We start from the raw sequence: 21041 nt of genomic DNA, 5'->3' as shown, positions 1-21041 counted from the left end.
CTAGCGGGGGGCGCGTTGCTTGGCAAGGCTCAGGCGTTTACATCGACCACAACGCGGCCCCTGACCTGCCCCTTGAGGATATCGCGCCCCAGCGCGGGCAGGTCCGAGAGGGTGGCGGGCTGCACCATCGCCTCGAGCTTGTCCATCGGCAGATCGCGCGCGATCCGCTGCCAGGCGCGCAGGCGGTTTTGATAGGGCTGCATGACGCTGTCGATGCCCAGAAGGTTGACGCCGCGCAGGATGAAGGGCGTGATCAGCGCGCCCTCGATCGCCGCCCCGCCGGCAAGGCCGATGGCGGCCACGGACGTGCCGTATTTCATCTGCTTGAGCACCCGGCCCAGCATCGCGCCCGCCACCGCATCGACGCAACCGGCCCATTGTTCGGCTTCCAGCGGCTTGCGCGTCACGTCGGTCAGATCCTCGCGGGCGACGATCTGGCTGGCACCCAAGCCGCGCAGATAGTCCTCCTGATCGGGGCGACCGGTGACGGCGGCCACCTCGTGGCCCAGATGCCCCAGGATCGCGGTCGCCACCGATCCGACCCCGCCTGCGGCCCCGGTGACCAGAACCGGGCCGTGCCCGGGCGCAAGCCCGTGATCCTCCAGCGCCATCACCGCCAGCATCGCGGTAAAGCCTGCGGTGCCCACGGCCATCGCGGACCGCGTGTCCAGCCCCTCGGGCAGCGGCACCAGCCAGTCGGCCAGAACTCGCGCCTTTTGCGCGTAGCCGCCCCAATGCGCCTCGCCCACGCGCCAGCCGGTGAGCACCACCTTGTCGCCGGGCTTGTAGCGGTCGTCGTGGCTCTCCTCGACGGTCCCGGCGAAGTCGATGCCCGGCACATGCGGATATTTGCGCACGAGGCCGCCGCCCGGCCCGATGCAGAGCCCGTCCTTGTAATTCACCGTGGAATAGTCGACCGCGACCAGAACCTCGCCATGTGGCAGGTCCTCGACCGAAATCTCCTTCACCGCTGCGGATGTCTTGCCGCTCTCCTCGTCCTTCTCGACGACCAATGCGTTGAACATATCGCTCTCCTTCCCGATCGCAGGGCCAGCCCCCTGCTTCATCTTGCCAGAAATATTCCGGGGAGTGTGAGGGGCTGGCCCCTCACTCCCGCGCTCAAGGACCGCTCAGGCCCAGAACCCGTCCTGCACCACCCCGCGCCGCTCGCCACCCGGGGCCATGATGCGCAACTGGCTCCCTGCGTCCCAATGGGTCATGCGCACCATGCCGATGGCCACGTTGGTTTGATGATCCGGCGACCACGCGGCGGAGCTGATCCGCCCCACGCGTTTGCCCTTTTCCGACAGGACCGGCCACCATTCGCGGCAGGGTGGCACCGCGCCGCCCTCAATGGCGATGGCGCAGATTTGCTGCACCGGGCCTTCCTTGGCCACCCGCAGCAGGGCGTCGCGCCCGATGCAGCCGATCGCCGTGTGGGTGTTGCAGAACCGGCCCAGCCCGCATTCATGGGGCGTGTTGTCGTCGGTCATGTCGTTGCCGTAGCTCAGCAATCCGCCCTCGATCCGCTCGATCAGGTTGGGGCACCCGGCATGCACGTCCCACTCCTTCCCGGCCTCCATCAGCGCATTCCACAGCGGCATGCCGAGGTCGCCGCCTTCCACGTAGATCTCGAACCCGCCCTGCTTGGAATAGCCCGAGCGCGCGATCACCATGTCGCGGCCGAGAAAGTCGAACACGCCGAAGCGGAAGAAGCGGATATCGCGCACCGCGTCACCAAAGACCGCCGCCATCAGGTCATCGGCGCGCGGGCCCTGAATGGCCAGCGGCGATACATCCGGCTCATCGACCAGCACGTCGAGCCGCCAGCCGTGTGCCGTGGCGCGCACCCAGTAGAGAAGGTCCGAGTCGGCAATCGAGATCCACCAGCGATCCTCGGCCAGTTTCACCGCCACCGGGTCGTTGAGCATGCCGCCCGTCTCGTCGACGATGGGCACGTAATAGCACTGTCCCGGCGTCATGCCGCGCAGGTCGCGGGGGGTGAGCATCTGCATCAGGCGGCCCGCATCGGGGCCGCGCAATTCGACCTGCCGCTCGCAGGCCACGTCCCAGACCTGCACCGCCTCCTTGAGGTGGCGGTAGTCTTCCTCGATGGAGCGAAAGACAGTGGGCAACAGCATGTGGTTGTAGACCGTGTAGGCCTTGACCCCCGCCGCCTCGACCCCGTCGGAAAAGGGCGTGCGGCGCAACCGGCGCGACAGCGACAGGAGCGGTGCGTTCATTGTGCCTCCTCGGGCATGAAAACGATGTCGGTGACCGGCGCCGTCAGCCCCGCGCGCGTCAGCATCGCGTGGACCTGCCCGCGGTGATGGGTCTGATGGTTGAACAGATGGGCGACGCAGGCCGCCACGGGCCGTGTGACCTCGGCCCCGGATGCCCCGGAATACCAAGTCAGGTTGCCGGTGAGGTCGATGCTGTGCACCCGTCCCGCCCATGCGCCGATCCGCCCATCGACGGCAAAGCGCGCGGCGCTCCACGCCGCACCGGTGGGGGTGAGCGTCGTGCTCTCTGCGATGCCACCCTCGGGGCGGGTGCCCTCGACGCCAAGGCGGTGCAGCCAGATGCGGTCGGCCCAGAGGATGTGGTTGAGCGTGCCGAGGATGGAGCCGAAGAAGGCCCCGTGATCCTCGGTCAGCAGCTTGAGGCTCACCCCGTCGATGGCGCGCGTGAGTTGCGCGTTCTGCCACGCATTATAGCGCGCCATCAGCGCGACATAATCCGCCGTCAGCATCATCAGCGCGGCCCTTTCCAGTCGATCTGACAGATTTCCGCGCTGCGGCCGTCGAAATCCCAGACCCGGCCGAATGCGCGCACGCGGCCCTTGGTGGCGGTGGCGACCGTGATGTCGGGGCCCATCCAGTACTCGGTATTGGTGACGACGATATCCTGGCCGCCATGCCCCTCGACGGGCACCACCTCGCCCTGGATCTTCTTGCCCACCATCAGGCGGCGTGCCTTGCCTTCGGTCTCGAACACGACCGGCGCGCGCTCGGCGCCCAGAAATTCGCTGACCAGCACGCCGAACAGGCCCGTGGTGCCGCGCGCGCGGCCCGAGAAGATGTTGACCAGCGCCTCGTAGGCGTCGTCGCTGGCGCGCTCGTCGATATAGGCTGCGGCCTTCCAGTTGCCGCGCGCCATCAGGCCGGGGATTTCCAGCATCAGCCCGACGTTCAGCCCGCCAAGGTCCGTATCGCCGTAGTGGCCCTCGTCGATGCGCACGCCCGACCATGCCTGGCAGTAGCCTTCGGTGGGCGGATGCTTGCCGAGGCTGACCACGCAGGGGCAGAACACCGTGCAGTTGCAGTTGAGGATCAGCTCTCCCTTGATCGTCCAGGGCACCGTGCCCACCGTGTCCAACGCCATTTTCCGGTCTCCTTCGTGTTTTCAGATCGTTGTGAACAGAACCCAAGGCGCGGCGCAGAGCAGCACCACCCCGAGGGGCCGTGTCAGATACCGCCCCAGGTTGGGCAGCTTTTCCAGAACCATGATCACCGTTGCCAGCCCCATGAAGGCGAGGTTCATCACCCCGCCGACAAACGCCAGCGCCATCAGCGCCCAGCAGCAGCCGAGGCACACGAGGCCCAGCCGAAGCCCGTTGCGCAGCGGCCCCTCGTCCCAATGGGCCATGAAGAACACCAGCGGGCGGCGGCATTTCGACAGGCACGCCTCCTTGGCGGGGCTGAACTGATAGGCCCCGGCCAGCGCCAGCAGCGCCGCCGACAGGACGCCGGAGCGGCTGTCGCCGAAGGCCGTCAGCAGCCCCGCGTTGAACAGCGCCATCTGCGCGCCCGCCGCGAGCACCGAGAATCCCAGCCAAACGGAGAGATAGCCCGCCACCAGCGCGCCGAGGCGCGTCTTGGCGCTGTGGCCCAGATCCTCGTAGGTGGCGAAGGCTGGCAGCGCGGTGGGCGCCATCATCGCCGCCGACATCAGCGCCCACATCAGGATGATGCGCGCGAATCCGGCGGCATCGGGCGTGACGATGCACAGGCTGCGCAGGAAATCGGTGCCGTAGATCACCGCGCCCTCGCGCAGCGCGGCGGGCAGGGCCATCGCGTAGAGCAGCCCCCAAGCGCCGAGGATCAGCGCGTAGAGTGCAAGCCAGTGCGCGCCTCCCATTCGCCTGACCGATGCCGCGATCATCGCTCTCTCCCTGCGACTCGTCTCTTGACGAATAAATTGTCAGACATTTAAATGTAAGACAAATGAAAATTGATCCCGATAACAAGGCCGACCTCTCGGCGCAGATCGCCGGGGCCATCCGCGAGGAGATCGTGGCCGGGCGGCTCATCGTGGACGAGCGCCTTCCGTCCGAGGCCGAATTGGCCGATCACTTCGAGGTGTCGCGCCCCACGGTGCGCGAGGCGCTCAAACGGCTGGCGGCGCAATCCCTGATCCGCACCGCGCGGGGCGCGTTCGGCGGGGCCTTCGTCAACCGGCTGAACTATCCCGACGCCTATGGCCAGCATATCACCACCTCGACGCTTCTGCTGTCGATGAACGCGATCAGCTTTGATGTCGCCTGCGAGGCGCGCTACGCGCTGGAGCGCGCCTGCACGCCGCTCGCCGCCCTGCGGCGCACGCCCGACACGCTGGCCACCATGCGGGCGGAAATCCACCGGCAGGGGCAGCCGGGGCTGTCGGACGAGAGCTTCTGCGCCTCCGATGTCACTTTTCACCGCGCGCTGGTGGACAGCGCGGCCAATCCGGTTTTGTCCTACCAGTTGGCAGGTGCGGTTGAGGCGATGCAGCCCTTGATGAACATGATCACCTTCACGGCGCGGTCGCGCGAGGCAATCCTGGGCTTTCACACCCGGATCGCGGATGCGCTGGAGGGGAACGAGGCCGAGGCGGCGCAAGCGGCGTTGAGCGAGTTGGAGGCTTATACGCTGACCCTCGGCCGGGACGTGATGGCGGCAAGGGCGCGGCCCAAGGGGTAGGGCGTCGGGGAAATTCGGGGTCGGCAAGGGGTCTGGCGCGGTCGTTGGGCCTTTGGCACACCTGCGCGGAATCGAGGCGCGCCTTGGCGCGCCGCCGCGCATCGCCGGGCTGCCCCCGGCACGGCGATTTGTCTGCAACCTGCGCACCGCTGAAGTCTTTTTCGGATTTTGCCGCCATCAAGCGCCTTAGAAACAGCTTTGGATCGCCGCGCCGCGGCCCGTCGATGCGCGGCTCACCTCAACGCCCGCTTCAGATCCAGCCCCTCACGCCCGCGCCGAGATCGCCTGACCCGCCGCCCAGCCCGATGCCCAGGCCCACTGGAAATTGTAGCCGCCCAGCCAGCCGGTTACGTCCACCGCCTCGCCGATGGCGTAGAGGCCGGGCAGGTGGCGCGATTCCATCGTGGCGGAGCTGAGGCCCCCTGTGTCGATGCCCCCGAGCGTTACCTCGGCGGTGCGGTAGCCCTCGCTTCCCGTGGGCCGGAGCCGCCAGTTGCGCAGCGCGCCCACGATGTCTGAGAGCCGCGCGTCGGACTGATCGGCGAGGTTGCCCGCAAGCCTGAGAGTGGGTGCGAGATGAGCGACGACTTTGCCGGGCATATGCTGCGACAGCGCGGTGGTGAGGTTGCGCCGTCCCTGCCGCTGCCGTTCGGCGCGCAGTGTTTCCAAGAGCGTGCCCTCGGGGTCCAGATCGAGGGCGATCTCGGCCCCCTCGCGCCAATAGGACGAGATTTGCAGGATCGCCGGGCCCGAGAGGCCACGATGGGTGAAGAGCGCCGCCTCTTCGAATGACGCCCCGTCGCAGGACGCGCGGACGGGCAGGGCGGTGCCTGAAAGCGTCACGAAGGGCGCGTCGGAAAAGGTGAGCGGCACCAGCGCGGGGCGCGTTTCGGTCAGCGCGTGCCCGAAGCGTTGGGCGATGTCGTAGGCCATCCCCGTCGCGCCCATCTTGGGGATCGACTTGCCCCCGGTGGCCAGCACGAGGTTGCGGGCGGTGACGGCCTGCTGCGCACCCTCGCGTTCGAGTGTGGCGTGGAAACGGTCGCCGTCATGGCCCAGGTCACAGAGTCGCGTCGAGAGCCACAACTCTGCCCCCGCCCGACGCATCTCGTCCACCAGAAGCCCGACGATCTGCGTGGACCGCCCGTCGCAGAACAACTGCCCAAGCGTCTTTTCGTGCCAGGCGATGCTGTGCCGCTCGACGAGGTCGATGAAATCCCATTGCGTGTAGCGCGCCAGCGCCGATTTGCAGAAATGGGGGTTCTGGGACAGGAAATTTTCAGGCGCGGTGTGCAGGTTGGTGAAGTTGCACCGCCCGCCGCCGGAGATGCGTATCTTCTCGCCCGGTGCGCGTGCGTGGTCGATGACGAGCGTGCGCCCGCCGGCATGGGCGGCGCACATCATGCCCGCCGCGCCGGCCCCGAGGATGAGCGTGTCGATAGCCCGTGTCATGCCCCGCCTGAGACGCGAAATCCCGCGCAAAGGCAAGGGGGGTTCTCTCTGGTCTCGGGCGTCGATTCCGGGTACACTTGCAAGACAGACCCCGCAAAGGGGCGCATGGCATCGAGGCGGCAGGCAGATGACGGAAATGGTCTATGGGGCTGTGCCCCTGCGGGACGAGGATCCCGTTCTCCCCAAATGGTGGCGCACGATCGACCGTTGGTCGTTCTTCTCGGTGTTGATGCTGTTTGCCATCGGCATCCTCCTGGGGCTCGCGGCCTCGGTGCCGCTGGCCGAGGAGAACGGGTTCGCGCCGTTCCACTACGTGCAGCGTCAGATGGTGTTCGGCGGCTTCGCGCTGATGGCGATGATGGTGGTCTCGATGATGCGCCCCGAGACGGTGCGGCGGCTGGCGGTTCTGGGCTTTCTCGCGGCGCTGGTGGCGGTGATGCTGCTGCCGGTGTTCGGCACCGATTTCGGCAAGGGCGCGGTGCGGTGGTACAGCCTCGGCATTGCCAGCGTGCAGCCCTCGGAATTTCTCAAGCCCGCCTTCGTGGTGGCGGCGGCGTGGATGATGGCCGCGAGCCAGGAAATCGGCGGGCCGCCCGGGCGGCTGTGGTCCTTCGGGTTGATGGTGGCGATCCTCGGGTTCCTGGCGATGCAGCCGGACTTCGGGCAGGCGGCGCTGGTGCTGTTCGGCTGGGGGGTGATCTGGTTCGTGAGCGGCGCGCCGGTGCTGCTGCTTCTGGCGATGGCCGGGTTGGTGGTGTTCGCGGGGAGCTTCGCCTATTCCCATTCCGAGCATTTCGCGCGCCGCATCGACGGCTTTCTCAGCGCCGAGGTCGATCCGACCACGCAGATCGGCTTTGCCACCAACGCGATCCAGGAGGGCGGGTTCTTCGGCGTCGGCGTCGGTGAGGGGCAGGTGAAATGGAGCCTGCCGGACGCGCATACCGATTTCATCATCGCCGTGGCGGCCGAAGAGTACGGCCTCGTCCTCGTGCTGGCGATCATCGCGCTTTATTCGGTGATCGTGCTGCGCTCGCTGTTCCGGCTGATCCGCGAGCGCGACCCGTTCATCCGGCTGGCGGGCACCGGGCTGGTAGCGATGCTGGGCGCACAGGCGATGATCAACATGGGCGTTGCCGTGCGGCTCTTGCCCGCCAAGGGCATGACGCTGCCCTTCGTGAGCTATGGCGGCTCGTCCATCGTGGCCGCCGGGCTGGCGGTGGGGATGCTGCTGGCGCTCACCCGGACACGACCGCAAGGGCAGATCGGCGATATCCTGCGGGGGCGGCGATGAGTGCACCGCTTCTGTTGATCGCGGCGGGCGGCACCGGCGGGCACATGTTTCCGGCGCAGGCCCTGGCCGAGGCAATGCTGCGGCGCGGCTGGCGGGTGCGGCTGTCGACGGATGCGCGCGGCGCGCGGTTCGTCGGCGGGTTTCCGCATTCGGTGCAGATCGAGCAGGTGGCGAGCGCCACCTTCGCGCGCGGCGGGATCGTCAACAAGCTCTTGGCGCCGCTGCATATCGCGGGGGGCGTGCTGGGGGCGAGCTTGCGGATGCTGCGCGAGCGGCCGGACGCGGTGGTGGGCTTTGGCGGCTACCCGACGATCCCGGCGCTGGCGGCGGCGTGGCTATTGCGCCGTCCGCGCATGGTGCACGAGCAAAACGGCGTTCTGGGCCGCGTGAACCGGGTGTTCGCGCCGCGGGTGGACGTGGTGGCCTGCGGCATCTGGCCCACCGACCTGCCCAAGGGCGCGCGGGGCGAGCATGTCGGAAACCCGGTGCGCGCGGCGGTGATCGAACGGGCGGGCGCGCCCTATATCCCGCCGGGCGACTACCCGATGTCGGTCCTGGTGATCGGCGGTAGCCAGGGTGCGCGCATCCTCAGCGACGTGGTGCCGGCGGCGATCGCGGCGCTGCCCGAGGCGATGCTGCGCAACATCCGGGTAAGCCATCAGGCACGCGACGAGGACATCGAGCGCGTGACTCGCGCCTACGCGGGCGCGGGTGTCGATGCCGATGTGCAGCCGTTCTTTCGCGACGTGCCGCGCCGGATGTCGGAGGCGCAGCTTGTCATCAGCCGCGCGGGCGCGTCGAGCATCGCCGACATTTCCGTCATCGGGCGGCCCGCCATCCTCATACCCTACGCCGCCGCCGCCGCCGATCATCAGACCGCCAATGCGCGCGGCCTGGTCGAGGCTGGCGGCGCGATCCGCATTCCCGAGAACCGGCTTGACGAGAGGAGCCTCGCGGCGCAGATCGCCACCGTTCTGGGCGACGCGCAGGGCGCGGGGATGATGGCGCAGGCGGCGCTCTCGCAGGGGCGCCCCGATGCCCCGCAGCGATTGGCCGACTTGGTCGAGGACCTCGCAGGCAGAAGGGCAGAATAGATGAATGCAGCCACCAAGCTACCGACGGATGTCGGCCCGATCCATTTCGTGGGGATCGGGGGGATCGGCATGTCGGGCATCGCCGAGGTGCTGCTCAACCACGGTTACGAGGTGCAGGGGTCCGACCTCAAGTCGACGCCGATCACCGAGCGGCTCAAGGGCATGGGCGCGCGTGTCTTCGAGGGGCAGCGGGCGGAGAACCTCGACGGCGCGGAGGTGGTGGTGATCTCCTCGGCCATCAAGCCGGGCAATGCCGAACTGGACGAGGCGCGCAGGCGCGGCCTGCCGGTGGTGCGCCGCGCCGAGATGCTGGCGGAACTCATGCGGCTCAAGTCCAACATCGCGGTGGCGGGCACGCATGGCAAGACCACGACGACGACGCTGGTGGCCGAACTGCTGGTCAAGGGTGGGATCGACCCGACGGTGATCAACGGCGGCGTCATCCACGCCTATGGATCGAACGCGCGGATGGGGCAGGGGGAATGGATGGTGGTCGAGGCCGACGAGAGCGACGGCACCTTCAACCGGCTTCCCGCGACGATCGCCATCGTCACCAATATCGACCCCGAGCACATGGAGCACTGGGGCGATTTCGATGCGTTGAGGCAGGGGTTTTACGATTTCGTCTCCAACATCCCGTTCTACGGCCTCGCCGTGTGCTGCACCGACCACCCGGAGGTGCAGGCGCTGGTCGGCCGGATCAGCGACCGGCGGGTGCTGACCTACGGCTTCAACGCGCAGGCCGATGTGCGCGCGCTCAACCTGCGCTATGAGCGGGGCGTGGCGCATTTCGACGTGGCGCTCCAGGCCGAGGGCCGGATGATCGACGGGTGCAGCCTGCCAATGCCGGGCGATCACAACGTTTCCAACGCTCTGGCCGCCGTGGCGGTAGCGCGGCATCTGGGCATGAAGCGCGACGCGATCCGCGACGCGCTGGCGAGCTTTGGCGGCGTCAACCGCCGCTTTACCCGCGTGGGCGAGGTGAATGGCGTGACGGTGATCGACGATTACGGCCACCACCCGGTCGAGATCGCCGCCGTGTTGCGCGCCGCGCGGCAGGCCACGGAGGGGCGCATCATAGCCGTGCATCAGCCGCACCGCTATTCGCGGCTCTCATCCCTGTTCGACGATTTCTGTGGGTGTTTCAACGAGGCCGACGTCGTGGGCATCGCCGATGTCTATGCCGCCGGAGAGGACCCGATCCCGGGCGCCACGCGTGATGATCTGGTGGCGGGGCTTACTCGGCATGGCCACCGCCACGCGGTGGCCATCGGCTCGGAGGATGACCTGGAACGCCTCGTGCGCGCCGAGGCGCGGCCCGGCGACATGGTGGTGTGCCTCGGCGCCGGTACGATCAGCGCATGGGCCGGTGGCCTTCCCGCGCGGCTGGCGGGCTAGACGGGCATGGCAGAGATCCTGAAACGCCGCATCGGTCTGGGACTGCTGACCGCCTACGGCGTGGGTGTCATGGTCGGCGCGGGGATCTACGTGCTCGTGGGGGCGGTCGCGGCGGAGGCGGGGATCTGGGCGCCACTGGCCTTTGTTCTGGCGGGCGTGATCGCCGCCCCCACGGCGCTGAGCTATGCCGAGTTTTCCACGCGGTTGCCGGAGGCGGCAGGCGAGGCGGTGTTCGTCGCCAAGGGGCTCAACCTGCCTTGGCTCGGCACGCTGGTCGGGCTCGCCATCGTGGCGGCCGGGACCGTGTCCGCCGCTGCCGTCCTTCGTGGTGGCGTGGGCTATCTCGGGGCGGTGACGGGCTTGCCGTTCGGGCCGTCGGTCATCGTTCTGGGGCTGGTACTGATGGGCGTGGCGATATTGGGCGTTCTGGAAAGCCTCGCTGTCGCGGCCCTGTTCACCGTGGTCGAGGTGGCGGGCCTCGCGTTGGTGATGTTCGCGGGCTTTACCGCAACGCCCGCGCCCGACTGGCAGGCGGGGGGCGAGCTGGTCTGGTCGGGAGTGATCGCGGCGGCGGTGCTGGCCTTCTTCGCCTTCATCGGGTTCGAGGATATCGTCAACATGGCCGAGGAGGTGCGCGAGCCCGAACGTATCCTGCCGCGCGCGATCCTCTTGTCACTGGCGATCACGAGCGCGCTTTACGCGCTGGTCAGCATCGCGGCGGTGCGTGCGGTGCCGCTTGCCACGCTGGGCGCGAGCGAACAGCCGCTGGCGCTCGTGTGGCAGGCGGGGCGCGGTGGCAGTGCGGCCTTCTTGTCATTGATCGCCGTGGCGGCGGCGCTGAACGGCGTGCTGGCGCAGATGGTGATGGCGAGCCGGGTGCTCTTTGGCCTCGGGCGCCGCAGCCCGGCGCTGGCAGGGTTTCACCACGCGCATCCCCGCTTCGGCACGCCGTTGCGCGCGACGCTGCTGATCGGCGTGGCGGTCATCGCGGGCGCGCTGCTGTTGCCGGTGGCCGATCTTGCCGGGCTCACCTCGTCGCTGCTTCTGGGTGTGTTCGTATTGGTCAATGCGGCGCTGATCGCGATGAAGCGTACAAGCCCCGAGGCCGCGTTCAGGGTGCCCATGGCGGTGCCGGTCTTTGGCCTGTTCGCGGCCCTTGCCGCGCTGAGCGCGAGCCTCGTGGGAGGCGCGTCATGACCGCCTCGCTGATCCTCGCCTGCGTTTGGGCGTTGGCGGCCAACGTTCTGGCGATGCTGCCAAGCCGCGACAACCACTGGCGGCGCGCCTACGCGCTCATTGCGCTGGGCGTGCCGGTGCTGGGGCTGGTGGCGTGGCAGCACGGGCCGTGGCTGGGCCTCTTGGTTCTGGCGGCGGGGATGAGCGTGCTGCGCTGGCCGGTTATCTATCTCGCGCGCTGGCTGCGGCAGCAGTTGGGTTGAAAAAGCCGGGGTAGCGGCGTCGCTGTCTCAGCCCGCACCGCCCCCTTGGTCGAGGAAGTCCTCCAGCATCGCGTGGAACAGCGCCGGTTTCTCGAGGTGCACGGCATGGGCCGTGCCCGGGATCACCGCCAGCGCGGCATCGGGCAGGCCCTGCCACAGCGTCTCGACCTGCGGCCAGCGGTAGGATTTGTCGCGGTCCCCCCACAGCACTAGCGTCGGCATGGTCAGCCGGTCGAGCGCGCCGCGCCCGTCCCAGAGATCCATCGCGTCCAGCCCGGCAAGTGCTGCCGGCTCGCTTGCCTGCGCGCCCAGCGTTGCCACGATCTCGAATCCGCTTGCCGCCTTGCCTTCGCGGAACCATGTGGCCCCGATCCGCCGGATGGTGCGTGCGACACCGTCGCGGCAGATGCTGGCGCGGGAGGTCTCCAGCAATTCGAACCGGTCGGGCATCGCGCCCAGCGGGCCGGTGCCATAGAGAACCAGTCGCGCAATGCGCGCGGGGTGGGTGGCGGCCAGTTCCTGCACGATCATGCCGCCCATCGAATGCCCCAGCAGGGTGATCCGCCCCAGCCCCAGCTCATCCAGCAGGGCGACCAAGGTCGCCGCGAAGTCCGCGATGCGGTTCGCCGGGGGCAGGGCGGCAGAGCCGGCAAAGCCGGGCAGGTCGGGTGCGATCACGTCGAAGCGGTCGGCGAAGCGGTCGATCTCGCCCTGCCATTGCCCGGCCCCGCCAAGGTAGCCATGCACCAGCACCAGCGGCGCGCCGCGGCCCGCGCGGCGATAGCTCAGGCCGGTTCGGCTCGTTAGCGCATCTGATCTGGCAGCCACAGCGCGGTCTCCGGCACGAGGATGAGGATGACGATCAGCAGCACCAGCGCCGCGATGAACGGCAGGCAGCCCATGATGACGTCGCCGATGGTCACCTCGCCGCGCCCGATGCCCTGGATCACGTAGAGGTTCAGGCCCACGGGTGGCGTCAGCACGGCGATTTCCATGGTGATCGTGTAGACCACGCCGAACCAGATCAGGTCGAACCCGGCGGAAGCCATCAGCGGGTAGATCGTGGGCAGGGTGATGAAGGTCATCGACACCGGCTCGAGAAACATCCCCAGCACGATGTAGAAGATCAGCACGATCGCCAGCACCACGTATGGCGACAGATCAAAGCTGAGGAAAAGCTGGGTGAACTCGTGCGGCACCCGGTAATAGGTGAGCACGAACCCAAAGAGCACCCCCGCCGACAGCAGAAGCCCGAGATAGCCCATCGTCCGCATGGTGGCAAACAGCGCGTCGGTAAAGCCCTGCCATTTGAGCCCGCCCACGCCGAAGGCGAGGATCACGGTCAGCAGCGCCGCCACCGCCGCCGCCTCGGTCGGCGTGGCGATGCCCGCGTAGATCGCCACGGTGATCACGAGGCCGATGAGCGCGATGGGGGCCACGGTGGCGGCGATCTGAACGATCCCCATCTTCACCGCCGACTCGCGGTCGGGGATGTCGCCGGGTCTCAGGATGCCCCAGACGAGGATCACCAGCGCGAAGGAGGTGACGAGGATGAGCCCGGGAATGACCCCCGCGATGAACAGATCACCGATGCTCTGGTCGGTGACGATGCCGTAGAACAGCAGGATCAGCGAGGGCGGAATGAGCACGCTCAGCGTGCCGCCCGCCGCCAGCACGCCCGAAGACAGCCGCTTGCCATATCCCAGGCGCAGCATCTCGGGCAGGGCCACGCCGCCGATGGTGAGCGCGCCCACCATGGACGACCCGCAGACCGCGCCGAACCCCGCGCAGGCCCCGATCGAGCCATAGGCCGCCGAGCCACGCACCCGCACGCCCTGGTGCAGGAACTGGTAAAGATTTGGGCCGATGTTGGACTTGCCGATCAATTCCCCGAGAAAGACGAAGAGCGGCACCGCCAAGAGGATATAGTCGATCCACACGCCCCACAGCTTCAACTCCGCCGAGACGATGGAGGTATCAAACGACTGGATCTGCCACAGGAAGGGCAGCGAGGCGGCCGCCAGCGCAAAGGGGATCGGCAGGCCGATGGCGATGAGCAACATCAAGAGGCCGAGGAGGCCGAGGCCGACTTCATACCATTCCATCGCTCAGACCTCCCGCGCCGGGGTGCGGATGAGCCGGATCAGCCGCAGGCCCGCGTAAATCGAGAACAGCACCAGTGCCAGCGCGCCCGGGGCCCAGAACGCATAGCGCGGCCAGAGCAGGATTTCCGACGAGGCGCCCGAGTTGTACGAGCGGATCGTGGCGCTGACGCCTGCGAGCGAGAAGAACAGGCCCACCGCCAGCATGACGCACAGGTTGACGATCGCCGCCGCCTTGCGCCCGGCGGGGGGCAGCGTGTCGGTCAGCATCGTCACCTTGGGATAGGCATCCTCGCGCATGGCATAGGCCAACCCGGCAAAGGCCACGGGGAACAGCAGGAGCGCGGTTGCCTCGGTGACCATCCGGTCAGGCGCATTGAGCGCGTAGCGGGTGAAGACGCCGTAGCTGATCCACACCATCTGCACGAGCACCACCACGGCCCCGGCGGCCGCGAGCCACACGACGGCGCGTTCCACATGGCCGATCAAACGGTCGAGATCGGTCTGCATGGCAAGCCTCCCTTTGCCAGAAACGAGGCGGGTGCCGCCGCGCGGGCAGCGGCACCTATCGGATCAAGGCGCGTGCTGCGCGAAGAGATCGCGAATCTTGCCGGCAAGCTCTGGTCCGCAGGCCGCGTCCACCGTTTCGTTCCAGGTGCCCTGCACGCTGTCGATAAGCTCCATCCGCTTGTCCTGGCTGATCGAGACGGCGGCCCCGCCGCCCTTCATCACCGCGGTGCCGACGCGCTGATCGACCCAGTCCTCGTAGCGGGGCTTGAGCCATTCCTCGGTCTCGCGCGCGGCCTCCATAACGGCGGCCTGTTCGTCCGCGGTCATCGAGTCGAACTTTTCCTTGTTCATCATGTACTGGATGTTGCCGTAAAAGAGGTTGGCGTTGACCATGTAGGGCATCACGTCCCACAGCTTCCAGCTCGAATAGGTGGCGACGCCCATGTTGATGCCGTCGACCACGCCGCGCTCGGCGGACTGGAACACCTCCTTGGGCGCGACAAAGACCGGCGCGCCGCCCCATGTCTCGATCATCAGGCTGACCAGCGGGCCGATGGAGCGGACCTGCTTGCCGTCGAGATTGCCGAGATCGTCGATACCGCCCTCGAACCACCATTCCTGGTCATAGGAATAGTTGGAGTTGAAGACCGGCACGAGATTGACGGTCGCCGCCTCGTCGCGCACCAGGTCGGCATAGGCGGCGTCCATCTCGATCTGGCCTTCCAGATCGACAGCCACGGGGTAGAGCGAGGTGACGCGGTAGCAGGGCAGGCGGTCATCGGCGGGAATCCAGCTCATGTCCGAGACACCGCCCTGCACGGCGTCCACGCCTTCGGACCAGCCGTGCAGCGTGGCCGAGGGGAAAATCTGCACCTCGACGCTGCCGCCGGTCTTTTCCGCGACCAGATCGGCGAAATGGACGAACCCGTCATAGCGGATATCGGCCTCGTTGACGTAGGTCGAGAGGCGGATCGTGGTCTCGGCCACGGCAGGCGCTGCAATGGTGGTACCCAGCGCGGTGGCGGCGATCAGGCCTTTGATGGGAAATGTCATGTCGGTCTCCTTGTTGGTGTGGTGCGAGGCCGTTCCTGCGGCCTTCATCATCGTTGCGGCCCCGGGGCGCGTCGCCTGTGCGCCCGCCGGACCCATGATGAAGACGCTAGGACAGGGCCGCGCGAGTCGGCCAATTCAAACATCTCATCAAACTATTCCGATCTTGCATGACACGCCGGTCTCGCGCAGTCTGGCGGGCATGGACATCAACTGGCTGCGCGATTTCGTCTGCCTCGGGCGCACGCTCAATTTCACCCGCGCGGCGGAAGAGCGCAACATCACCCAATCGGCCTTCAGCCGCCGTATCCGATCGCTGGAGAACTGGATCGGCGTGCCGCTGATCGACCGGGCCAACTATCCGGTGCAATTGTCGGAGGCGGGGCGGCAATTCCTGCCGGTGGCACAGCAGACGGTGGCCGATCTCACCGACACGCGGCAGGCGATCCGCGAGCGTGCGCGCGGTCATACCACCTTTCAGCGCATCGCGGCGCTGCACGCGATCTCGGTCAACTTCCTGCAACCGCGCATGGCCGAGTTCGAGCGTGACTACCCCGAGATGCGCACGCGGGTGATGTCCGACAGCCTGACCGCGTGTTGCCAGCTTCTGAGCGAGGGCGGCTGCGAATTCCTGCTCTACTACCGCCATCAGGACGTCGCCCCGATCCTTGACGAGACCCGGTTCAAGCGCCGCGACATCTGCGAGGAGCGGCTCATCCCCGTGGCGCAGCACGCCGCCGCCGCGCGGCACGGCTGGGCTCTGCCCGGTGTGGCCGGACGCGAGGTGCCGTATCTGAGCTATGACCCCAACACGTTTCTCGGCACGGTGGTGGACCAGACCATCGGCAACCGACGCCCCGCGCTCAACCTGCGCTACATGGATGCGCTGGCCGAGGCGCTCAAGCGGCGCGCGCTTGAGGGGGCGGGGCTGGCGTGGCTGCCGGAGTTTTCCATCGCGCGCGAGCTGGAGGACGGCACGCTGGTGCGCATGGGTGGGCGCGACTGGACCGCGACGATGACGATCTCGCTCTTTTGCTCGCCCGAGCGGCTGGACGAGACCGGGCGTCTGCTGTGGGAGCGGTTCTGAAGGGGGGTCAGGTCGGGTCTGAAGCCGACGTTGAAAAACGGAATCTTGAAAAGATTCCGTTCAAGAAAGTTTTAAACTTTCTTGAACTTACCTTGCTGTGCGGGTCACCCGAAACTGACGGCCTACGGCGACTCAAGGCCAACCGCCCCCATCCCCCGGTCGCCCCCTACCCATGCATCTGAAGCGCGAGCGCCACCTTGTCGGCATGGTCGCGCAGGTCGCGGCCGATCTCGGCGCGCCGCCGCGCGGTGAAGCGGCGCACCGGCCCCGTCGCGCCGATGCTGAACGTGGCGCCGATATTGCCGATGCGGATCGGCGCGGCCACCGATGAGACGCCCACCTCGATCTCCTCCATGCATTCGGCATAGCCGGTCATCCGGATATCCTCGAACTCCGTGCGCAGCGCCTCCGGGTCGTGCTTGGTCTGCGGGGTGTAGCGGCGCATCGGGCCGTTCAGGATCTCTTCGCGAAACCCGTCCTCGGCGAAGGCGGCGATCACCTTGGAGCACGAACAGGCATGCATCGGGCGAAAGCCGAGGCCGGGATGCACGAAAGAGCGCGTGGCATCCTGCGGGGTCTCGACATGGATGATCTCGACCCCCTTGTTGCGGAACCGCGACAGGAACACCGCCTCGCCGAACTGGTCGGCGGCCTCGCGCAGCGTCGGCGCGGCGACGGCGCTCGCGTCCACATCCGTCTGGCCCAAGAGCGCCAGCCGCACCAGCCGCTCGCCGATCAGGAACCGCCCCGGCTCTGGCTCGTCGAGCAGGCGGTGCTCTGCCAGCGATTGCAGCAGGCGGTAGCAGGTCGGGCGCGGCAGGCCCGTCGCCTGCTGGATTTCCGGGGCGCTCACGGCCCGGCCCGCGATGGCCACGGTTTCCAGCAGGCTTGTCAGTCTTTCGAGATGCATAGCTGTCTCACAAAATGAACGTTTGTCTCACCATTTGAAATTTGCTAGGAGAAGTCAAGGCGAACAGGGGGGAGATTCTCATGGAATGTTGCGGACCGGGCTATGCCAGCCCCGCGGAGGCGATAAAGGCCCCGCGCGAAAAGCTGCTTTATACGATCGCGATCTACACCGGCACCGGCATCCAGAAGCCGGATTACCTCGCCACCGTGGATGTCGATCCCGACAGTCCGACCTATTCTCAGGTCATTCACCGGCTGGAAATGCCGGGCATCGGGGATGAGCTGCACCACATGGGCTGGAACGCCTGTTCGTCCTGCTTTGACGATTCGAGCATGGCGCGCAAATACCTGCTGTTGCCCGGCGTGCGGTCCAACAACATCCACGTGGTCGATACCGCCACCGACCCGCGCGCGCCGCGCCTGCACAAGGTGATCGACGGCGCGGAAATCAAGGCCAAGGCCGACCTTTCAGGGCCGCATACCGTGCATTGCCTGGGGTCGGAAATCATCATCTCGTTCCTGGGCGATGCCAAGGGCGAGGCGCCCGGCGGCTACCTGCATCTCAACAAGGATTTCGACATCGTCGGCCGCTGGGAAAACTCGATGGGCGACATCAAGTTCGGCTACGATTTCTGGTATCAGCCGCGCCACAACATCATGGTGTCCTCGGAATGGGCCGCACCCAACACCTTCATGCCGGGCTTCGATCTCGAGGAGGTGGGGCACCTTAAATACGGGCGCGAGCTGCATTTCTGGGATTTCGAGAAGCGCGAACCCATTCAGTCCATGTATCTTGGCGAGGATGGCCTCATCCCGCTGGAGGTGAAGTTTCACCACGATCCCGATAGCACCCACGGCTTTTGCTGCGCCGCGCTTTCGACCAACGTCATCCACTGGTGGAAGGACGAGGCCGGCAAATGGCAATGGGAAAAGATCATCGACGTGGCCAACGAGCCGCACCCCGATTGGCCCATTCCCGTGCCGGGCGTGATGTCTGCGCTCTTGGTGTCGATGGATGATCGCTATCTCTACATCAACAACTGGCTGCACGGCGACATGCGCCAGTATGATATTTCCGACCCGCACAACCCAAAGCTCACCGGCCAGGTCTGGATGGGCGGTCTGCTGGGCCGTGCGCCGGTGGTCAACGGCGTCGAGATGGCGGGCGGGCCGCAGATGTTCCAGCTCTCGCTGGACGGGCGGCGGCTCTACGTCACGACCTCGCTGTTCTCGACATGGGACAATCAGTTCTACCCCGCGATCCGCGAGAAGGGCGGGGTGATGGTGATGATCGACTGCGACCCCGAGAACGGCGGCATGACACTCAACCCCGATTTCATCGTCGATTTCGGCAAGGAGCCCAACGGCCCATCCCGCTGCCACGAGGCGCGCTATCCGGGCGGCGACTGCACGAGCGACATCTGGCTATGACCACGCGCACCGTCACCATCGCCAATCGCGGCAATGCCACCTACCAGGTAGAGGCGCGCCGTCCGCTGCTCGATGCCTTGCGCGAGCAGGGCGTCGATCTGCCCTATGGCTGCAAATACGGCGGCTGCATCACCTGCGCGGCCCGGCTCACGGCGGGCGAGGTCGATCAGCGTCGGCAGGTTGCGCTCAACAACCGGCAGGTCGCCAATGGCTATGTCATCCTCTGCGTGGCGCGCGCCGTCACCGACATCACCCTGGAGATCGGCGTCGAGAGCCACGACCGGCTCTACCGCAACCCATTCCTCGACCCGCTGGAGCCGCACGAGCTCAAGGCGGACATAGCCACACCCAAGGAGCGTTGACATGCCAGTAACCGCGCTTGATGACCGCTACGACTACGATCAGGAGTATCTCTCCGACATCCTGAAATCGGTAAAGACCATCGCGATGGTGGGGGCGAGTGCCGACAAGACCAAGTTCAGCTACGGGGTGCTGCGCGTGCTGCACGAGACCGGATATGATATGATTCCGGTCAACCCCAACCCCAACGTGACCGAGATACGCGGTATAAAGGTCTACCCCTCGCTCGCCAGCATCTGTCGGCCCGTGGACATGGTCGAGGTGTTCCGGCCGAAAGAGGAGTTTCATGCCATCGCCGAACAGGCGATTGCCATCGGCGCGAAAGTTCTCTGGGGGCAGATCGGCGTCTATGACGACCGCGCCGCGGCGCTGGCCGAAGAGGCCGGACTGAAAGTGGTGATGAACCGCTGCCCCAAGATCGAGCTGTTCCGCCCGTTCTGGAAGCCCCGCCTCGACCTCACGATCTGAATCGGGCGATCTGATACCGTCCGGGAAGGGAAACCGACCATGCCGCAGACCATCACCAAGAGCGCCAAGGACATCGTGAAACAGGCGATGGACGCCGTGCCCGAGATAAGCGTCGAGGAGGCGCTGCCGTTGGTGGGCAGCGAGACCCATGTGTTCGTCGATCTGCGCGACGGCACCGAGCAGGCGAAGACCGGGATGATCCCCGGCGCCGTCGCCTCGTCGCGGGGGATGATGGAGTTCCACATCGACCCCGAAAGCCCCGCGCACAAGCCTGAATTCAATCAGGACAAGACCTATGTGTTCTACTGCGCCAGCGGCGGGCGCTCGGCGCTCGCAGGCCAGGTCGCGATGGAGATGGGGCTCAGGCCCGTGATCAACCTGCGCGGCGGGATCGCGGCGTGGAAAAAGGCGGATGGCCCGCTCGAATGACACTGACCTGAATGGGGAGGGGATGATGACGGACTACCCGGTGAACATGAACGTGGAACCGCAGGTCGAGGGATTCTTCGATGATGCGAGCAACACGATCTCCTACCTCGTGACGGACCCGGCCACAAAGGCCTGCGCGATCATCGACAGTGTGCTCGACCTCGACTACGCGGCAGGGCGTATCGCCAGCGACAGCGCCGACCGGCTGATCGCGGCGGTGGAGGACCGTGGCCTCACCCTCGAATGGATCATCGAGACCCATGTCCATGCCGATCACCTCTCGGCGGCCCCCTATATCCAGGAGAAATTGGGCGGCAAGATCGGCGTCGGGGCCGGGATCATCGCGGTGCAGGACACGTTCGGCAAGATTTTCAACGAGGGCACAGAGTTTCAGCGCGACGGCAGCCAATTCGACGCGCTGTTCGAGGATGGCGACACCTATACCATTGGCGACATGCAGGGCTTTGCCATCGCCACGCCGGGCCACACGCCCGCCTGCATGGTCCATGTCATCGGCAACGCGGCCTTTGCTGGCGACACGCTCTTCATGCCCGATGGCGGCTCGGCGCGCGCCGATTTCCCCGGTGGCGACGCGGGCGCGCTCTATGACAGCATACAAAAGGTGCTGAGCCTGCCCGACGCCATGCGCCTCTTCATCTGCCACGATTACGGCCCCGGCGGGCGCGAGATCGCGTGGGAAACCACGATTGCAGAGGAGCGCGAGAGCAACATCCACGTGGGCGGCGGCAAGACGAAGGAAGAATTCGTGCGCTTCCGCACCGAACGCGACGCGCAATTGTCGATGCCCAAGCTCATCATCCCGTCGATCCAGGTCAACATGCGGGCGGGCGAGATGCCCAGCGACGGCCAGGGCAACATGACGCTGAAGGTGCCGATCAACGCGCTGAAGTGACTGCTTTATGCCCGGCTTGTGGGTTGTGGCGGATCGGGACTGTGGGGGGATGGCCTTTGGGGGGTCGTTCCGTACAACGGTTGATGAGCCGCGCAGCGCCCGACCGCCGGGTGGGCGCAGTTCGGTTTGTGCGGCGCGATTTATGGT

At 66.8% G+C, this 21041-nt stretch carries 23 protein-coding genes; 12 read left to right on the top strand and 11 right to left on the bottom strand.

The genetic code is table 11. From position 1 onward, the window contains the following. Positions 1 to 29 precede the first annotated feature (29 nt). The 5 genes from acuI to CRJ03_RS09485 all read right to left on the bottom strand — a co-directional run bounded on the left by acuI (position 30) and on the right by CRJ03_RS09485 (position 4140). A complete protein-coding gene (acuI, locus tag CRJ03_RS09505) occupies positions 30 to 1025 on the bottom strand; it encodes an acryloyl-CoA reductase (RefSeq protein WP_104018638.1) in 996 nt (331 codons plus the stop codon). Between the two features lie 105 nt (positions 1026 to 1130). Further along, the gene (locus tag CRJ03_RS09500; protein WP_104018637.1) at positions 1131 to 2243 is read right to left on the bottom strand and encodes a dimethylsulfoniopropionate demethylase; all 1113 of its coding nucleotides are present in this window, start codon (positions 2241 to 2243) and stop codon (positions 1131 to 1133) included. Then, entirely contained in the window at positions 2240 to 2755 is a 516-nt protein-coding gene (locus CRJ03_RS09495; protein ID WP_104018636.1) for a DinB family protein, read from the bottom strand. The genes CRJ03_RS09500 and CRJ03_RS09495 overlap by 4 nt, the downstream gene beginning before the upstream one ends. Then, positions 2755 to 3384 (bottom strand): DUF1326 domain-containing protein, encoded by a 630-nt coding sequence (locus tag CRJ03_RS09490; RefSeq protein ID WP_104018635.1) that lies wholly within the window; start codon positions 3382 to 3384, stop codon positions 2755 to 2757. The genes CRJ03_RS09495 and CRJ03_RS09490 overlap by 1 nt, the downstream gene beginning before the upstream one ends. Before the next feature lie 21 nt (positions 3385 to 3405). Then, the gene (locus CRJ03_RS09485; RefSeq protein WP_104018651.1) at positions 3406 to 4140 is read right to left on the bottom strand and encodes a DUF2182 domain-containing protein; all 735 of its coding nucleotides are present in this window, start codon (positions 4138 to 4140) and stop codon (positions 3406 to 3408) included. Between the two features lie 86 nt (positions 4141 to 4226). Between CRJ03_RS09485 and CRJ03_RS09480 the strand changes: the two genes are divergently transcribed. Then, entirely contained in the window at positions 4227 to 4961 is a 735-nt protein-coding gene (locus CRJ03_RS09480) for a FadR/GntR family transcriptional regulator (protein WP_104018634.1), read from the top strand. Positions 4962 to 5225: 264 nt separating this feature from the next. Here CRJ03_RS09480 and CRJ03_RS09475 read toward each other — a convergent pair whose 3' ends face one another. After that, positions 5226 to 6413, bottom strand: coding sequence for a BaiN/RdsA family NAD(P)/FAD-dependent oxidoreductase (locus CRJ03_RS09475; protein WP_104018633.1), 1188 nt, complete (start codon positions 6411 to 6413; stop codon positions 5226 to 5228). 127 nt (positions 6414 to 6540) lie between these two features. Between CRJ03_RS09475 and CRJ03_RS09470 the strand changes: the two genes are divergently transcribed. Genes CRJ03_RS09470 through CRJ03_RS09450 form a run of 5 tightly spaced genes read left to right on the top strand, consistent with a single transcriptional unit; the run spans position 6541 to position 11635 of the window. Further along, complete coding sequence (locus tag CRJ03_RS09470; RefSeq protein WP_104018632.1) at positions 6541 to 7704, top strand: peptidoglycan glycosyltransferase FtsW; 1164 nt, start codon at positions 6541 to 6543, stop codon at positions 7702 to 7704. After that, positions 7701 to 8798 (top strand): UDP-N-acetylglucosamine--N-acetylmuramyl-(pentapeptide) pyrophosphoryl-undecaprenol N-acetylglucosamine transferase, encoded by a 1098-nt coding sequence (locus tag CRJ03_RS09465; protein ID WP_104018631.1) that lies wholly within the window; start codon positions 7701 to 7703, stop codon positions 8796 to 8798. The genes CRJ03_RS09470 and CRJ03_RS09465 overlap by 4 nt, the downstream gene beginning before the upstream one ends. After that, complete coding sequence (gene murC / locus CRJ03_RS09460; RefSeq protein WP_104018630.1) at positions 8799 to 10196, top strand: UDP-N-acetylmuramate--L-alanine ligase; 1398 nt, start codon at positions 8799 to 8801, stop codon at positions 10194 to 10196. 6 nt (positions 10197 to 10202) lie between these two features. Continuing rightward, positions 10203 to 11393 carry an APC family permease gene (locus CRJ03_RS09455; protein WP_104018629.1) on the top strand — a complete coding sequence of 397 codons (1191 nt, stop codon included), beginning with the start codon at positions 10203 to 10205 and terminating at the stop codon, positions 11391 to 11393. Next, the gene (locus CRJ03_RS09450; protein WP_104018628.1) at positions 11390 to 11635 is read left to right on the top strand and encodes a DUF2484 family protein; all 246 of its coding nucleotides are present in this window, start codon (positions 11390 to 11392) and stop codon (positions 11633 to 11635) included. The genes CRJ03_RS09455 and CRJ03_RS09450 overlap by 4 nt, the downstream gene beginning before the upstream one ends. A 27-nt stretch (positions 11636 to 11662) precedes the next feature. On the opposite strand, the gene CRJ03_RS09445 is transcribed toward CRJ03_RS09450, so the two are convergent. The 4 genes from CRJ03_RS09445 to CRJ03_RS09430 form a co-directional block, all read right to left on the bottom strand. Beyond that, positions 11663 to 12463 carry an alpha/beta fold hydrolase gene (locus tag CRJ03_RS09445; protein ID WP_104018627.1) on the bottom strand — a complete coding sequence of 267 codons (801 nt, stop codon included), beginning with the start codon at positions 12461 to 12463 and terminating at the stop codon, positions 11663 to 11665. Beyond that, positions 12439 to 13740 (bottom strand): TRAP transporter large permease, encoded by a 1302-nt coding sequence (locus CRJ03_RS09440; RefSeq protein WP_104018626.1) that lies wholly within the window; start codon positions 13738 to 13740, stop codon positions 12439 to 12441. The genes CRJ03_RS09445 and CRJ03_RS09440 overlap by 25 nt, the downstream gene beginning before the upstream one ends. Before the next feature lie 3 nt (positions 13741 to 13743). Then, positions 13744 to 14247: a TRAP transporter small permease gene (locus CRJ03_RS09435; RefSeq protein ID WP_104018625.1), complete on the bottom strand. Its 504-nt coding sequence runs from the start codon at positions 14245 to 14247 to the stop codon at positions 13744 to 13746. Between the two features lie 63 nt (positions 14248 to 14310). Beyond that, positions 14311 to 15300 carry a type 2 periplasmic-binding domain-containing protein gene (locus CRJ03_RS09430; protein ID WP_104018650.1) on the bottom strand — a complete coding sequence of 330 codons (990 nt, stop codon included), beginning with the start codon at positions 15298 to 15300 and terminating at the stop codon, positions 14311 to 14313. A gap of 199 nt (positions 15301 to 15499) precedes the next feature. Between CRJ03_RS09430 and CRJ03_RS09425 the strand changes: the two genes are divergently transcribed. Then, a complete protein-coding gene (locus CRJ03_RS09425) occupies positions 15500 to 16384 on the top strand; it encodes a LysR family transcriptional regulator (protein WP_104018624.1) in 885 nt (294 codons plus the stop codon). Between the two features lie 166 nt (positions 16385 to 16550). Here the strand turns inward: CRJ03_RS09425 and CRJ03_RS09420 are convergent, their stop codons facing one another. Then, positions 16551 to 17294, bottom strand: a complete 744-nt coding sequence (locus tag CRJ03_RS09420; protein ID WP_104018623.1) for an IclR family transcriptional regulator — start codon at positions 17292 to 17294, stop codon at positions 16551 to 16553. Between the two features lie 80 nt (positions 17295 to 17374). Here CRJ03_RS09420 and CRJ03_RS09415 point away from each other — a divergent pair, with 80 nt between their 5' ends. From CRJ03_RS09415 to CRJ03_RS09395, 5 genes are read left to right on the top strand one after another with little or no spacing between them, the layout of a single operon-like run. Continuing rightward, a complete protein-coding gene (locus CRJ03_RS09415) occupies positions 17375 to 18724 on the top strand; it encodes a selenium-binding family protein (protein ID WP_104018622.1) in 1350 nt (449 codons plus the stop codon). Then, positions 18721 to 19086: a 2Fe-2S iron-sulfur cluster-binding protein gene (locus tag CRJ03_RS09410; RefSeq protein ID WP_104018621.1), complete on the top strand. Its 366-nt coding sequence runs from the start codon at positions 18721 to 18723 to the stop codon at positions 19084 to 19086. Before CRJ03_RS09415 ends, CRJ03_RS09410 begins: the two co-directional genes overlap by 4 nt. A 1-nt stretch (position 19087) precedes the next feature. Further along, positions 19088 to 19552, top strand: coding sequence for a CoA-binding protein (locus tag CRJ03_RS09405; protein ID WP_104018620.1), 465 nt, complete (start codon positions 19088 to 19090; stop codon positions 19550 to 19552). Positions 19553 to 19591: 39 nt separating this feature from the next. After that, the gene (locus tag CRJ03_RS09400; protein ID WP_104018619.1) at positions 19592 to 19981 is read left to right on the top strand and encodes a rhodanese-like domain-containing protein; all 390 of its coding nucleotides are present in this window, start codon (positions 19592 to 19594) and stop codon (positions 19979 to 19981) included. Between the two features lie 25 nt (positions 19982 to 20006). Then, positions 20007 to 20894 carry an MBL fold metallo-hydrolase gene (locus CRJ03_RS09395; RefSeq protein WP_104018649.1) on the top strand — a complete coding sequence of 296 codons (888 nt, stop codon included), beginning with the start codon at positions 20007 to 20009 and terminating at the stop codon, positions 20892 to 20894. Positions 20895 to 21041: the final 147 nt, after the last annotated feature.

This window comes from Roseovarius nitratireducens, from assembly GCF_002925845.1.
GTDB lineage: Bacteria > Pseudomonadota > Alphaproteobacteria > Rhodobacterales > Rhodobacteraceae > Roseovarius > Roseovarius nitratireducens.
The sequence above is the reverse complement of the archived record's forward strand: the minus strand, read 5'-3'. Positions and strand labels throughout refer to the sequence as shown.